Origin of the sequence: Rhodococcus sp. HM1, from assembly GCF_023218075.1 — a bacterium.
Lineage (GTDB): Bacteria > Actinomycetota > Actinomycetes > Mycobacteriales > Mycobacteriaceae > Rhodococcus.
In genome coordinates, this window is sequence record NZ_JALPTB010000012.1 from 65,324 (window position 1) to 79,490 (window position 14,167).

Annotated in this window: 15 protein-coding genes; 11 read left to right on the forward strand and 4 right to left on the reverse strand. The window is 69.6% G+C overall.

The genetic code is table 11. The features are described 5' to 3' along the window. The first annotated feature begins 30 nt into the window (after nucleotides 1-30). The 9 genes from sufB (at nucleotide 31) to M1M07_RS09225 (ending at nucleotide 8,425) form a co-directional block, all read left to right on the forward strand. Entirely contained in the window at nucleotides 31-1,479 is a 1,449-nt protein-coding gene (sufB, locus tag M1M07_RS09185) for a Fe-S cluster assembly protein SufB (RefSeq protein WP_197253161.1), read from the forward strand. Next, complete coding sequence (gene sufD, locus M1M07_RS09190; protein WP_197253162.1) at nucleotides 1,480-2,685, forward strand: Fe-S cluster assembly protein SufD; 1,206 nt, start codon at nucleotides 1,480-1,482, stop codon at nucleotides 2,683-2,685. A gap of 42 nt (nucleotides 2,686-2,727) precedes the next feature. Beyond that, entirely contained in the window at nucleotides 2,728-3,513 is a 786-nt protein-coding gene (sufC, locus tag M1M07_RS09195) for a Fe-S cluster assembly ATPase SufC (protein WP_248673920.1), read from the forward strand. Nucleotides 3,514-3,517: 4 nt separating this feature from the next. Continuing rightward, nucleotides 3,518-4,813, forward strand: a complete 1,296-nt coding sequence (locus M1M07_RS09200; protein ID WP_197253164.1) for a cysteine desulfurase — start codon at nucleotides 3,518-3,520, stop codon at nucleotides 4,811-4,813. Nucleotide 4,814: 1 nt separating this feature from the next. After that, nucleotides 4,815-5,282, forward strand: a complete 468-nt coding sequence (gene sufU / locus M1M07_RS09205; protein WP_197253165.1) for a Fe-S cluster assembly sulfur transfer protein SufU — start codon at nucleotides 4,815-4,817, stop codon at nucleotides 5,280-5,282. After that, nucleotides 5,282-5,701, forward strand: a complete 420-nt coding sequence (locus M1M07_RS09210; RefSeq protein ID WP_197253167.1) for a metal-sulfur cluster assembly factor — start codon at nucleotides 5,282-5,284, stop codon at nucleotides 5,699-5,701. Before sufU ends, M1M07_RS09210 begins: the two co-directional genes overlap by 1 nt. 28 nt (nucleotides 5,702-5,729) lie before the next feature. Next, the gene (locus tag M1M07_RS09215) at nucleotides 5,730-6,185 is read left to right on the forward strand and encodes a MarR family winged helix-turn-helix transcriptional regulator (protein ID WP_197253169.1); all 456 of its coding nucleotides are present in this window, start codon (nucleotides 5,730-5,732) and stop codon (nucleotides 6,183-6,185) included. A gap of 118 nt (nucleotides 6,186-6,303) precedes the next feature. Next, on the forward strand, nucleotides 6,304-6,759 hold the full coding sequence (locus M1M07_RS09220) for a MarR family winged helix-turn-helix transcriptional regulator (protein WP_197253171.1): 456 nt from the start codon (nucleotides 6,304-6,306) through the stop codon (nucleotides 6,757-6,759). A gap of 115 nt (nucleotides 6,760-6,874) precedes the next feature. Further along, nucleotides 6,875-8,425, forward strand: a complete 1,551-nt coding sequence (locus M1M07_RS09225) for an MFS transporter (protein WP_231610933.1) — start codon at nucleotides 6,875-6,877, stop codon at nucleotides 8,423-8,425. An 18-nt stretch (nucleotides 8,426-8,443) separates the two neighbouring features. Here M1M07_RS09225 and M1M07_RS09230 read toward each other — a convergent pair whose 3' ends face one another. The 3 genes from M1M07_RS09230 to M1M07_RS09240 all read right to left on the reverse strand — a co-directional run bounded on the left by M1M07_RS09230 (nucleotide 8,444) and on the right by M1M07_RS09240 (nucleotide 11,413). After that, nucleotides 8,444-9,451, reverse strand: a complete 1,008-nt coding sequence (locus M1M07_RS09230) for a Ku protein (protein ID WP_197253175.1) — start codon at nucleotides 9,449-9,451, stop codon at nucleotides 8,444-8,446. A gap of 62 nt (nucleotides 9,452-9,513) precedes the next feature. Beyond that, nucleotides 9,514-10,620: a lycopene cyclase family protein gene (locus tag M1M07_RS09235; RefSeq protein ID WP_248673921.1), complete on the reverse strand. Its 1,107-nt coding sequence runs from the start codon at nucleotides 10,618-10,620 to the stop codon at nucleotides 9,514-9,516. Nucleotides 10,621-10,624: 4 nt separating this feature from the next. Continuing rightward, nucleotides 10,625-11,413, reverse strand: a complete 789-nt coding sequence (locus M1M07_RS09240) for an SDR family oxidoreductase (protein WP_248673922.1) — start codon at nucleotides 11,411-11,413, stop codon at nucleotides 10,625-10,627. A 123-nt stretch (nucleotides 11,414-11,536) separates the two neighbouring features. Between M1M07_RS09240 and M1M07_RS09245 the strand changes: the two genes are divergently transcribed. After that, nucleotides 11,537-13,168 carry an ABC-F family ATP-binding cassette domain-containing protein gene (locus M1M07_RS09245; RefSeq protein ID WP_248673923.1) on the forward strand — a complete coding sequence of 544 codons (1,632 nt, stop codon included), beginning with the start codon at nucleotides 11,537-11,539 and terminating at the stop codon, nucleotides 13,166-13,168. Between the two features lie 113 nt (nucleotides 13,169-13,281). Next, complete coding sequence (locus M1M07_RS09250; RefSeq protein ID WP_197253179.1) at nucleotides 13,282-13,533, forward strand: helix-turn-helix domain-containing protein; 252 nt, start codon at nucleotides 13,282-13,284, stop codon at nucleotides 13,531-13,533. 31 nt (nucleotides 13,534-13,564) lie between these two features. On the opposite strand, the gene M1M07_RS09255 is transcribed toward M1M07_RS09250, so the two are convergent. Continuing rightward, a complete protein-coding gene (locus M1M07_RS09255; protein WP_197253181.1) occupies nucleotides 13,565-14,131 on the reverse strand; it encodes a TetR/AcrR family transcriptional regulator in 567 nt (188 codons plus the stop codon). Nucleotides 14,132-14,167 lie beyond the last annotated feature (36 nt).

A 14,167-nucleotide genomic window follows, 5' to 3' on the forward strand; every position in this document is an offset into this window, starting at 1 on the left:
ACAACGAACAAGACTCCGGAAGGAGCTCGCATGACCCTCACATCGGACCAGGCGTCCGGCGCAGGTGCGCCGCTGACGCAGGAGGAGACCATCGCGTCCCTCGGTCACTACGGCTACGGCTGGTCGGACCCGGACGCGGCCGGCGCTGCCGCGCAGCGCGGCCTGTCCGAGGCGGTCGTGCGCGACATCTCGGCGAAGAAGAACGAGCCGGAGTGGATGCTCGACATCCGCCTCAAGGCGCTGCGCACGTTCGACAAGAAGCCGATGCCGGTGTGGGGTTCGAATCTCGAGGGCATCGACTTCGACAACATCAAGTACTTCGTCCGTTCCACGGAGAAGCAGGCCACCTCCTGGGAGGAACTGCCCGAGGACATCAAGAACACCTACGACAAGCTGGGTATCCCGGAGGCGGAGAAGCAGCGCCTCGTCGCCGGTGTCGCCGCCCAGTACGAGTCCGAGGTGGTCTACCACCAGATCCGCGAGGACCTCGAGTCGCAGGGCGTGATCTTCCTGGACACCGACTCGGGCCTGCGTGAGCACCCGGAGATCTTCAAGGAGTACTTCGGCACGGTCATCCCCGCCGGCGACAACAAGTTCTCCGCGCTGAACACCGCCGTGTGGTCGGGTGGCTCGTTCATCTACGTGCCGCCGGGAGTGCACGTCGACATCCCGCTGCAGGCCTACTTCCGGATCAACACCGAGAACATGGGCCAGTTCGAGCGGACCCTGATCATCGTCGACGAGGGCGCGTCCGTGCACTACGTCGAGGGCTGCACCGCGCCGATCTACAAGTCGGATTCGCTGCACTCGGCGGTCGTCGAGATCATCGTCAAGAAGGGCGGCCACTGCCGCTACACGACCATCCAGAACTGGTCGAACAACGTCTACAACCTGGTTACCAAGCGCACCAAGGTCGAGGCCGGCGGCTCCATGGAATGGATCGACGGCAACATCGGTTCCAAGGTGACGATGAAGTACCCGGCCGTGTGGATGATGGGCGAGCACGCTCGCGGCGAGGTCCTGTCCATCGCCTTCGCAGGCGAGGGCCAGCACCAGGACACCGGCGCGAAGATGCTGCACCTGGCGCCGCACACCTCCTCGACGATCGTCTCCAAGTCGGTCGCGCGCGGCGGCGGTCGGGCCTCCTACCGCGGGCTGGTGCAGGTCAACAAGGGTGCCCACGGCTCGAAGTCGACGGTCAAGTGCGATGCGCTGCTGGTCGACCAGATCAGCCGCTCGGACACCTACCCGTACGTCGACATCCGCGAGGACGACGTGACGATGGGTCACGAGGCGACCGTGTCGAAGGTCAGCGATGACCAGCTGTTCTACCTGATGAGCCGCGGCCTGACCGAGGACGAGGCGATGGCGATGGTCGTGCGCGGCTTCGTCGAGCCGATCGCCAAGGAACTCCCCATGGAGTACGCCCTCGAGTTGAACCGACTGATCGAACTGCAGATGGAAGGGGCAGTCGGCTAAATGGCTGCGAATACCGCAAACACCCCCTCGGGGGTGCAGGACGCCGTGCGCGGCGAGAACACCCGTGTGCCGGCCGCCAACAAGGGTGAGCTGTTCACGTCCTTCGACGTGAATGCCTTCGAGATCCCCGGTGGCCGCGACGAGGCGTGGCGGTTCACCCCGCTGCGCCGCCTGCGCGGGCTGCACGACGGCAGCGCCGTCGCCTCCGGCACCGCGACCGTCGAGGTCTCCGAGGTCGAGGGCGTGCAGGTCGAGACCGTCGGCCGCGACGACGAGCGCCTCGGACAGGGCGGGGTCCCGTTCGACCGCATCGCCGCCCAGGCGTACTCGTCGTTCGAATCCGCCACGGTCGTCACCGTCGGCCGCGAGGTCGAGGTCGCCGATCCGGTCACCATCACGATCACCGGCCCGGGTGAAGGACAGGTCGCCTTCGGGCACCTGCAGCTGCGGCTCGAGCCGTTCGCGAAGGCCACCGTGATCCTCGATCAGCGGGGGAGCGGCACGTACGCGGAGAACGTCGAGTTCGTCGTCGGCGACAGCGCACACCTGAACGTCGTCGCCGTGCAGGACTGGGCCGACGACGCCGTGCACGTGGCCGCGCACCACGCGCGACTGCACCGCGACGCGACCCTGCGGCACTTCACCGTCGGTCTCGGCGGCGACCTGGTGCGCATCTCGCCGACCGTCAAGTTCGACGCGCCCGGCGGCGACGCGGAGCTGCTCGGCCTGTACTTCGCCGACGCCGGTCAGCACCTCGAGCAGCGTCTGCTCGTCGACCACTCGCAGCCGCACTGCAAGTCCAACGTGGTGTACAAGGGCGCGCTGCAGGGCGACCCCGAGTCCGGCAAGCCCGACGCCCACACCGTGTGGATCGGCGACGTGCTCATCCGCGCCGAGGCCGAGGGCACCGACACCTTCGAGCTCAACCGCAATCTGGTGCTCACCGACGGCGCCCGCGCCGACTCGGTGCCGAACCTCGAGATCGAGACCGGCGAGATCGTCGGCGCCGGCCACGCCTCGGCGACCGGCCGCTTCGACGACGAGCAGCTGTTCTACCTGCGCGCCCGCGGCATCCCCGAGGATCAGGCCCGCCGGCTCGTGGTGCGCGGCTTCTTCCACGAACTGATCGAGAAGATCACCGTCCCCGAGGTCCGGGAACGGCTCGAGGCCGCCGTCGAAGCCGAACTCGCCGCCGTCGGCGCCTGAGCGCGAACCGCCCACACACTTTCGTAAGGAACCGATTCACCGATGTCCACCCCCCAGAACGTCCTCGAGATCAAGGACCTGCACGTTCGCGTCGCCCAGACCGACGAGAACGCCGAGCCCATCAACATCCTCAAGGGCGTCAACCTGACGGTCCGCTCCGGCGAGACGCACGCCATCATGGGCCCCAACGGCTCCGGCAAGTCGACCCTGTCGTACGCGATCGCCGGCCACCCCAAGTACGAGGTGACCTCCGGCAGCATCACCCTCAACGGTGAGAACGTGCTCGAGATGAGCGTCGACGAGCGTGCCCGCGCCGGCCTGTTCCTGGCCATGCAGTACCCGGTCGAGGTGCCCGGCGTGTCGATGTCGAACTTCCTGCGCACCGCCGCCACCGCCGTCCGCGGCGAGGCCCCCAAGCTCCGGACCTGGGTCAAGGAGGTCAAGGAGGCGATGACCGAGCTGGACATCGATCCGGCGTTCGGTGAGCGCAGCGTCAACGAGGGATTCTCCGGCGGCGAGAAGAAGCGCCACGAGATCCTCCAGCTCGGCCTGCTCAAGCCGCAGATCGCCATCCTCGACGAGACCGACTCCGGTCTCGACGTCGACGCGCTGCGCGTGGTGTCCGAGGGGGTCAACCGCTACCAGGAGCGCGAGCACGGCGGCGTCCTCCTCATCACCCACTACACCCGCATCCTGCGCTACATCAAGCCGCAGTTCGTGCACGTGTTCGTCGGTGGCCGGATCGTCGAGTCCGGTGGACCGGAACTCGCCGACGAGCTCGAGACCAACGGTTACGTCCGTTTCACCCAGGCCGCGGCAGGAGCCTAGACACATGACCATCCCGGTGAGGGAACTCGATGTCACCAGGATCCGGAAGGACTTCCCGATCCTGGCCCGTACGGTGCGCGACGGAAAGCCGTTGGTGTACCTCGATTCGGGTGCGACCTCTCAGCGGCCGATCCAGGTGCTCGACGCCGAACGCGAGTTCCTCACCACGTGCAACGCGGCCGTGCACCGCGGCGCCCACCAGCTCGCGGAGGAAGCCACCGACGCGTACGAGGGGGCCCGTGCCGCGATCGCCGAGTTCGTCGGCGCCGACACCGACGAGCTGGTGTTCACGAAGAACGCCACCGAGTCGCTGAACCTGGTCACCCACGTGCTCGGCGACGAGCGGTTCACCCGCGCGGTCGGCCCCGGCGACGAGATCGTGATCACCGAACTCGAGCACCACGCGAATCTGGTGCCGTGGCAGGAACTGGCCCGGCGTACCGGCGCCACGCTGCGCTGGTACGGCGTCACCGACGACGGCCGCATCGACCTCGATTCGCTGGAGCTGTCCGACGCCGTCAAGGTCGTCTCGTTCACCCACCAGTCGAACGTGACCGGTGCGGTCGCGCCGGTCGAGGAACTGGTGCGCCGCGCCCGCGCGGTCGGTGCGCTGGTCGTGCTCGACGCGTGCCAGTCGGTGCCGCACATGCCGGTCGACTTCCACGCCCTGGACGTGGACTTCGCGGCGTTCTCCGGTCACAAGATGCTCGGTCCGTCCGGCGTCGGCGTGCTGTACGGCAAGCGGGCGCTGCTCAGCGCGATGCCGCCGTTCATCACCGGCGGTTCGATGATCGAGACCGTGACGATGGAGGCGACCACCTTCGCGGCGCCGCCGCAGCGGTTCGAGGCCGGGGTGCCGATGACCTCGCAGGTCGTCGGGCTCGGCGCCGCCGTGCGCTACCTCAACGAGATCGGGATGGACGCGGTCGCCGCGCACGAACACGAACTGACCGCCCTCGCGCTCGAACTGCTCGGCGCCATGGACGGGGTCCGCATCATCGGCCCCACCACCACCGAGCGTCGCGGGGGAGCGGTGTCCTTCGTCGTCGACGGCATCCACGCCCACGATCTCGGGCAGATCCTCGACGACGAGGGTGTCGCGATCCGCGTCGGGCACCACTGCGCGTGGCCTCTGCACCGGCGTTTCGGTGTCGCCGCGACCGCGCGGGCGTCGTTCGCGGTCTACAACACCACCGACGAGGTGCGTGCCCTGGCTGCGGCGATCCGGCGGGCCCAGGAGTTCTTCGGAACCCACCCGCCGCTGGACATTCACGAGACCACGATCGACGGGGCGTCCTGACATGCGGATGGAACAGATGTACCAGGAAGTGATCCTGGATCACTACAAGCACCCGCATCACCGCGGTCTGCGGGAACCGTTCGGCGCCGAGGTGCACCACGTGAACCCGACCTGCGGCGACGAGGTGACCCTGCGGGTGCATGTGACCGACGACGGGATCGTCGGCGACGTCTCCTACGACGGTCAGGGCTGCTCGATCAGCCAGGCCGCGACCTCGGTGCTGACCGATCAGGTGATCGGGCTGCCGGTCGAGCAGGCGCTCGCGACGGTCGACAGCTTCGCCGAGATGGTCGGCAGCCGCGGCACCGTCGAAGGCGACGAGGACGTGATCGGCGACGGCATCGCGTTCGCCGGCGTGTCGAAGTACCCGGCGCGCGTGAAGTGCGCGCTGCTGGGCTGGATGGCGTTCAAGGACGCCGTGGTGCAGATCGTGGACGGCGCACCCGTTCCGAGCGGAGGACAGAACTGATGACCCAACAGGCTTCCGAGACCGGCACCCCTGCCGCCGAGGCATCGGCCCCCGAAGCAGCGGCCCCCGAAGCGGCGACCACGACCACCGACGCACCGCCGATGGACCCGCAGCGCCTCGACGAACTCGAGGAGGCGATGCGCGACGTCGTCGACCCCGAACTGGGCATCAACGTCGTCGACCTGGGCCTCGTGTACGGCATCACCGAGGACGACGAAGCGGTCACCATCGACATGACCCTCACCTCGGCCGCCTGCCCGCTCACCGACGTGATCGAGGACCAGTCCCGCAACGCCCTGGTGAAGAGCGGACTGTGCGAGGAACTGCGCATCAACTGGGTGTGGATGCCGCCGTGGGGTCCCGACAAGATCACCGACGACGGACGCGAGCAGTTGCGGGCGCTCGGTTTCACCGTCTGACGACACGGTGACCACCTCCCGGGATCGCATGACGGATCCGCTCGGTGAGGCCGCGCCCGGAGTGGCGGCCGCAGCGCTCGAACAGGAGGTGTTCGCGCTGTGGCGCCGCGGCCGCTCGTACATGGCCGCGAGCGCCCGCGCGGTCGATCCCAAGCTGGATCCGGTGTGCTACCCGCTGCTGGTGCTGCTGCGCGACGCCGACGCGATCGCGATGTCCGAACTGATCGGTGCGCTGGGCATCGAGAAGTCGACGCTGACCCGGCGCATCGACAGCGCCGCACGGCTCGGCCTGGTCGAGCGCATCCCGGACCCGCACGATGCGCGGGCCCGGCTCGTCGCGTTGACCCCCGAGGGCCGGCGGCGCCTGGAGCAGCAGCGGGCGGAGACGTTCCGGCGGTGGCGTGAACGCCTGTCGGCGTGGGACCCGGACGATGTCCGTCAGCTGGCGACACTGATGCACCGTCTGGGCGGCATTCTGGACTGACGGTCCCTGCGAGCCGCGCGGTGAAGGCAAGGATACGGGGCCTTCGTCACCGGTCGTTAGTTGTATCGATCAACCAAATTTTCTATGGTGGCACAGGATCGATCGACAAGGGATGGACATGCTGGCTCCGGAAACCGCAGAAGACCTGATCGCGGCAGTGCGCGCGCTGGTCCGACGCAGCCGCAGCCTCAACGTCCGCGCCCAGCAGGCCGACCCCGAGGCCATGCCCAACTGGCTGGTCGCCCTGCTCGCCCACCTCGAGCACGGCGGCGGATGCCGGCTCGGCGACCTCGCGGACCGGTTGGGGGTGACCGCCTCGACGCTCAGCCGGCAGGTCGCCTACGCCGAATCTCTCGGATACGCGCGGCGGGGCGCCGATCCCGACGACCGCCGCGCCGCGTGCCTGACCCTCACCGAGGGCGGCGCCGAGGCGCTGCGCAGCCACCGCGCGCGGCTCGTGCGGTTGCTGCAGGAGGTCGTGCCCGACTGGACCGACGAGGAGGGCCGCGACCTGGTCGACCGGCTCAACCGGCTCGGTGCCGCCGTCGATCGCTTCCGCGACGCCCCCCTCTGACGGTCCCGTCCGTCCCCGACATCGACATCACTTCCGACGAGGAGCGACCATGACCGCATCCGTGCCCCCGGCTCCCGACACCGAGGCCACCCCGCCGGACGACACGCAGACGGGGATGACCCACCGTCAGCGCATCAACGCGCTCGTCGGCCTGCTGCTCGGCATGTTCGTGGCGTTCCTGTCCTCGACGATCGTGTCCAACGCGCTGCCGACGATCATCATGGACCTGCACGGCACCCAGGACCAGTACACCTGGGTCGTGACCGCGACCCTGCTCGCGTCCACCGCGACCACCCCGATCTGGGGCAAGTTCGCCGACCTGGTCAGCAAGAAACTGCTGGTTCAGTTGTCGCTGATCCTGTTCACGCTCGGCTCGATCCTCGCCGGGCTGTCCCAGTCCGTCGGCATGCTCATCGGCTGCCGCGTGATCCAGGGGCTGGGCCTCGGCGGGCTGCAGGCCCTCGTCGTGATCGTCATCGCCTCGATGTTCAGCCCCCGCGAACGCGGTCGCTACCAGGGCCCGATCGCGGCGGTCATGGCCGTCGCCACGGTGGCCGGGCCGCTGATCGGCGGTGTCATCGTCGACACGAGCTGGCTCGGCTGGCGCTGGACGTTCTTCATCGGTGTGCCCCTCGCCGTCGCCGCCTTCGTCGTCGTGCAGCGCACCCTGAACCTGCCGGTCGTGCGCAAGCAGGTGAGCATCGACTACCTCGGCGCCACCCTCATCGCGGCCGGCGTGAGCGTCCTGCTGATCTGGGTGACCCTGGCCGGCAAGAACTTTGCGTGGGGATCGGGCACGTCCTACGGCCTGGTCGCGCTCGGCGTCGTGTTGCTGGCCGTGGCGGTGTTCGTGGAGAGCCGCGCGACGGACCCGATCATCCCGCTGAAGCTGTTCCGGGACCGCACCACCACCCTGGCGACCCTGGCGAGCATCGCGGTCGGTGTCGCCCTGTTCGGCGGTGCCGTGTTCCTCGGGCAGTACTTCCAGATCGCCCGCGGCTACAGCCCCACCGCCGCGGGCCTGCTCACCGTGCCGATGGTGCTCGGTTCGACCGTGTCCGGGGCCCTGTCCGGCGCGCTCATCACCCGCTTCGGCCGTTGGAAGATCTATCTCGTCGTCGGTGCGGTCGCGATGACCGTCGGCTTCGGGCTGCTCGCGACGATCGACCACAGCACCGACATCGGGCTGATCCTGGTCTACCTGTTCGTCCTGGGCCTCGGCATGGGCATGACGATGCAGAACCTGGTGCTCGCCGTGCAGAACTCCGTCGCCCCGCACAATCTCGGCGCCGCCAGCTCCACGGTCACCTTCTTCCGGTCGCTCGGCGGCGCCGCGGGTGTGTCCGTGCTCGGCGCGGTCCTGTCGAACCACATCGTCGACCTGATCGCCAAGGGTCTCGCCGCCCTGGGCATCGAGGTTCCCGCCGGCTCCGGCGGGGCCGGACTGTCCAACCTGCAGGAACTCCCGGCGCCGATCGCGGCGGTCGTGCGCGGAGCCTACGGCGACGCGACCGCCCGGATCTTCCTGATCGCCGCGGTCCTCGGCGCGCTGGCCCTCGTCGCGATCCTGTTCATCAAGGAGGTCGCGCTCAACACCCGCACCGGCCTCGAACAACTCGACGACGCCCGCAAGGCCGCCGCCGACACGGCGACGGTCGGCGACTAGATCGGGGACCGGTCGGGCTCAGGCGCGCTTGCGCGCGGCGGATTTCTTCGCCGCGGGCTTGTCCGCCTGGCTCTTCCGCGAGGACGCCGACTTCGACGCGCTCTTCTTCGCCGGAGTCTTTTTTGCCGGAGTCTTTTTCGCGGCGGTCTTTTCGGCCGGGGTCTTCTTCGCGGGGGCCTTGCGGTCGGACGCCTTCTTCGCGGGCGTGCGGCGCTTCGACGACTCGTCCTCGTCGGCGCTCTTGCCTCCGGCCGCATCCACGCTGCGCTGCAGCGCCGCGACGAGGTCGAGCACCTCGGCGTCCTCGCCCTCGGTCGTGGTCTCGGGCACCTGGAACACCTTCTCGCCGCCCCGCGCCAGCGCGTCGTCGATCAACGCACGCAGCTCGACCTGGTACTCGTCGGTGAACTCGTCCGGATCGAAATCGTCGGACATCGATTCGACGAGGGTCTCGGCCATCGCCAGTTCCTTCGACGACGGCTTCTGCACGTCGTCGAGCACCGGGAACTCCGCGGCCCGAACCTCGTCCGGCCACAACAGCGTCTGCAGCACCAGCAGCCCGTCCCGGTTGCGCAGCGCCGCCAGCCGGGTGCGCTGCCGCAACGTGAAATGCACGAGGGCGGTGCGGTCGCTCTGCTCGAGCGTCGCCGCCAGCAGCGCGTATGCCTTCGGCGACGACGAATCCGGCTCGAGATAGTAGGACTTCTCGAACAGGATCGGATCGATCTGCTCGGTCGGCACGAACTGCAGCACCGGGATCTCGTGCTTCTCCGCCGCCGGCAGCTTCTCGAAGTCCTCGTCGGTGAGCACCACCCGCGTACCGTCGTCCGAGTCGTACGCCTTGTCGATCTCCGGGTACGGAACCGACTCGCCGCACTCGGTGCAGATCCGGTCGTACTTGATCCGCCCGCCGTCCTTCGCGTGCACCTGATGGAACCGGATGTCGTGGCTCTCCGTCGCGGAATACACCTTCACCGGCACATTCACCAGGCCGAACGCGAGGGAACCCTTCCAGATCGACCGCATGGCTCCATCATGCGGGACAACACGCGACTGTGCAGTCGACCGACCGAATTCGATCTTCGTCCTCAGATCATCGACCGCAGGATCGTCCGCCGCAGTGCGGGAGGGACGGACCCGAACAACGACCACATCGCCGCCGCGACACCGGCCGGATCGTCGCGCCCGGACAGGTAGGCGCGCTGCCGGTCGACGGGCAGTTCGAAGAAGGCAGCGAAGAACTCGGCCGCATTCTCGCCGCCGAGGCCCAGCAGCACCGCCAGTCCGCGGGCGCGCAGGGCCGCGACCGTCCGGGCCGTCGGGGTCCACAGCACCCGATCCGGGTCGCGTCCCGCCCGCACCGCGGCCACCACCGGGTCCGCGGCCGACAGCGCGGTGGCCACCGCGTATCCGGTGGCCGGATGCATCAGCCCCCCGCGCGCCCCGAACCCGACCGGGCCACCGCGCCGCCGTCGGGGGCCCTCCACGGCGAACCGGACGTGTTCGGCCGGTTCGGCACCGGACAGCTCCACACCGCGCGCCGCGAGCCGGGCCCGCAGGCGCCCTTCCAGTTCCGGAAGCACCAGCGCCGGCCGCCCCACCAGGCAGGTCTCCTCGAGCAGCACCCGGCCCGGACCGACCGGCACCGCGTACAGGAACGACGGGGCATCCCCCCGGTCGGTGCCGTTGTCCCGCCGCCAATCCATGAACCAGGCCTCCTGGCCGTCGAGCGCGGCCGCCGCCGACCGGGCGTCCACGACCAGCCCGAACGCGGTCTGCTGCGCCCGCCCGGGGGCCGGGGGAAGCCCGCGCGCATCGACGACACAGCGCCCACGCAACGTCTCGCCGTCGGCGAGCGTGACACCGGTGCGGTCCACGTCGACCGCGCGTCCGGTCACGACCCTCACCCGGTCGAGCGGCAGCGCCCGCTGCAGCGCCGCGGTGTCCAGCACCCGGTACGGGCGCGCGATGCGGTGCTCGCGCACCGTCCACGCCGACGGCGTCTCCACCCGCGCGGCGACCGCGGTCGCGGGCAACCAGCCGGGCAACTCGTCCGCCCACGCCGCGTACGTCGCCCTCCACGCCCGCTCGGGGCGGGGGTCCACGGCCGTCACCTCCAGACCGCCGGCCGCCGCCCGGAACGCGAGCGCACGACCGGCCGGCCCGAGTCCGGCGATTACCAGATCGGCGGTCACGCGATCACATGGACCCGGTCGCGAGCAGCCCGCCGTCCACCCGCACGGTCTCGCCGGTGATCCACTGCGCCGCGTCCGAGGCGAGGAATGCGACCAGCTGCGCGACGTCCTCCGGGGTGCCGAGCCGCTTCAGCGGGTATCGCGCCGCCGCCGCATCCTCACCGGCCGTGACCAGTGCCGCGGCGAACTTCGTCTTCACGATGCCCGGCGCGATCGCATTGACGCGGATCGACGGGCCGAGTTCCCACGCGAGTTCCTCGGTCAACCGGATCAGCGCCGCCTTGGACGCGCCGTACGCGCCGATCACCCCGGTCGAGCGCAGCCCGGCCACACTCGCGACGTTGACGACCGCCCCGCCGTGCTCGGCCATCCACGCCCGATGCGCCTGCTGCACATACCCGAGGGCCGCAACCACGTTGACGTCGAAGATCTTCCGCACCGCGTCGAGATCGGCGTCCATCAGCGACCCGAACGTCGGGTTGATCCCGGTGTTGTTGACCAGCACGTGCAACCCGCCCAGTTCGTCGACGGCGCGCCGCACCGCCCCGGCGCGCGCGTCCGGATCACCGGCGTTGCCGGGCAGTTCGAGCACCGTGCCGCCGTGACGGAGCGCACGCAGGCTCGCGGCGGCCTCGGCGAGCGGTTCCGGTTTCCGCGCGGTGATCGCGACGTGGGCACCGCGGGCGAGCAGTTCGGCGGCGACGGCAAAACCGATACCGCGGCTCGCGCCGGTGATCAGCGCGACGCGCCCGGCAAAATCGCGGGTGACGGGGGATGCGGGGGTACTCGTCATGGCCGGAACGTAGCGCATCTCACCCCGGGGCAGGGCCGGAGCCACGGTAAAATCAATGGTTCGTGTGCCCGCTCGCCCGGCATCACGACCCCCGTCCCGCTCGTCCCCCGAGGAGTCCCACGCGTGATCACTGCCACCGACCTGGAAGTCCGCGCCGGCGTGCGGACGCTGCTCACCGCACCGGGGTCGGCGCTGCGGGTACAGGCGGGCGACCGGATCGGCCTGGTCGGCCGCAACGGCGCCGGTAAGACCACCACCCTGCGCATCCTCGCGGGGGAGGGCGAACCCTATGCGGGCACTGTCGTGCGCTCGGGCGAGCTGGGATACCTCCCGCAGGACCCGAAGGAAGGCAACCTCGACGTCCTCGCGAAGGACCGGGTGCTTTCCGCACGCGGCCTCGACGAGATCCTGCGCGGCATGGAGAAACAGCAGGCGTTGATGGCCGAAGCCGTCGACGAGAAGATCCGCGACCGCGCCGTCCGCAAGTACGGCTCGCTCGAGGAGCGGTTCTCGACCCTCGGCGGGTACGTCGCCGAGTCCGAGGCCTCGCGCATCTGCCACAGCCTCGGCCTGCCCGACCGGATCCTCGGTCAGCCGCTGCACACCCTGTCCGGTGGTCAGCGCCGCCGCGTCGAACTCGCCCGCATCCTGTTCGCGGCATCGGACGGGTCCGGCGGCAAGTCCGACACCACGCTGCTGCTCGACGAGCCGACCAACCACCTCGACGCGGACTCCATCACGTGGCTGCGCGGCTTCCTGCAGAACCACGAGGGCGGGCTCATCGTCATCAGCCACGACGTCGACCTGCTCGCCGACGTCGTCAACAAGGTGTGGTTCCTCGACGCGGTCCGTGGCGAGGCCGACATCTACAACATGGGCTGGAAGAAGTACCTCGACGCCCGCGCCACCGACGAGCAGCGTCGCCGCCGCGAGCGCGCCAACGCCGAGAAGAAGGCCGCGGCGCTGCAGAAGCAGGCCGCGAAGCTCGGCGCGAAGGCCACCAAGGCCACCGCCGCGCAGAACATGGCCAAGCGCGCCGAGAAACTGCTCAACGACCTCGACGACGTGCGCGTCGCCGACAAGGTCGCCAAGATCCGGTTCCCGACGCCCGCCGCGTGCGGCAAGACCCCGCTCATGGCGAAGGAACTGACCAAGGTCTACGGGTCGCTCGAGATCTTCACCGGCGTGGACCTGGCGATCGACCGCGGCAGCCGCGTCGTGATCCTCGGTCTCAACGGTGCCGGCAAGACCACGCTGCTGCGGCTGCTCGCCGGCGTCGAGAAGCCGGACCTCGGGGAACTCGTCGCCGGCCACGGGCTGAAGATCGGGTACTTCGCGCAGGAGCACGACACGATCGACGACGACGACACCGTGTGGGAGAACATCCGGCACGCCGCGCCGGACGCGGGGGAGCAGGATCTGCGAGGGCTCCTGGGCGCGTTCATGTTCAGCGGGCCGCAGCTCGACCAGCCCGCCGGCACGCTGTCCGGCGGTGAGAAGACCCGCCTGGCGCTGGCCGGGCTGGTGTCGTCGGCGGCGAACGTGCTGCTGCTCGACGAGCCCACCAACAACCTCGACCCGGTCTCGCGGGAACAGGTGCTCGACGCGCTGCGCAGCTACGAGGGAGCGGTGGTGCTGGTCACCCACGACCCGGGTGCGGCCGAGGCGCTGAACCCCGAACGGGTGATCCTGCTGCCCGACGGCACCGAGGACCATTGGTCGCAGGAGTACCTCGAGCTGATCCAGCTGGCGTAACTCCGGTGACGGATGGGGCGGAATCGTTGCGGTGCGCAGCGATCTGCCTCGGGTTTCGTCTACGTGAACTAGCCTGGTAAGCGGAGCCTTGTCGAGCCGACGGGAGGGATCCGATGGCACGCAGATCCGAAGACGGGCAGTCCACATTCAGCAAGGGAACACGCGTCACCGGGGAGTCCCGGGACCGCCTCCAACAGGAACTCAAGCGCCGCTACGAGGCCGGGGCCAGCATCCGCACGCTCGCGCAGGAGACGGGCCGGTCCTACGGATTTGTGCACAACGTGCTCGTCGAATCCCACGTCGCGCTCCGCGGCCGCGGCGGCCCCAACCGTCGGCGCGCAGCGGCCTCGGGCAGCACCGCCTGACCGGCACCGCCGGACCCGGGGCCCGCCGCGCTCAGTCGCGGCGGCGCACCGACTCCTCGACCAGGTCCAGGACCTGGGTGAGTTCCTTCTCCGCGTGCCCGGACGCGAGCCGTGCGACGAGACCGTCGAGCACCAGATCCAGATAGCCCAGCAGCACACCGGTGGGCACGTCGTCGCGCAACCGGCCGGCTTCCCGCTGCCGCTCGAGCCGGCGTTCGGTCGCCTCGGTCAGCTGCGCCGAATGCTCGGTCCACGCCCGCGCGAACTCGGGATCGGTCCGCAGCCTGCGGGTGATCTCGAGCCGGGTGCCGAGCCAGTCGAACTGTTCGGGCGAGGCGAGCATGTCCCGCATCACCTGGACGAGACCTTCGTCGGCCGCGACCTCCGCCATCCGCCGGGCGTCCTCCTGGGCGAGCGCCAGGAAGAGTCCGTCCTTGTCCTTGAAATGATGGAAGATCGCGCCGCGCGACAGTCCGGTGGCGTCCTCGAGACGCCGAACCGTCGCGCCTTCGTAGCCGTGTTCGGCGAAGCAGCGCCGCGCGCCGTCGAGAATCTGGCTCCGCCGCGCGGCGAGATGGTCCTCACTGACCTTGGGCACCGGCACCTCCTTCGTCGTGTGCGGTGTGAGCACTCC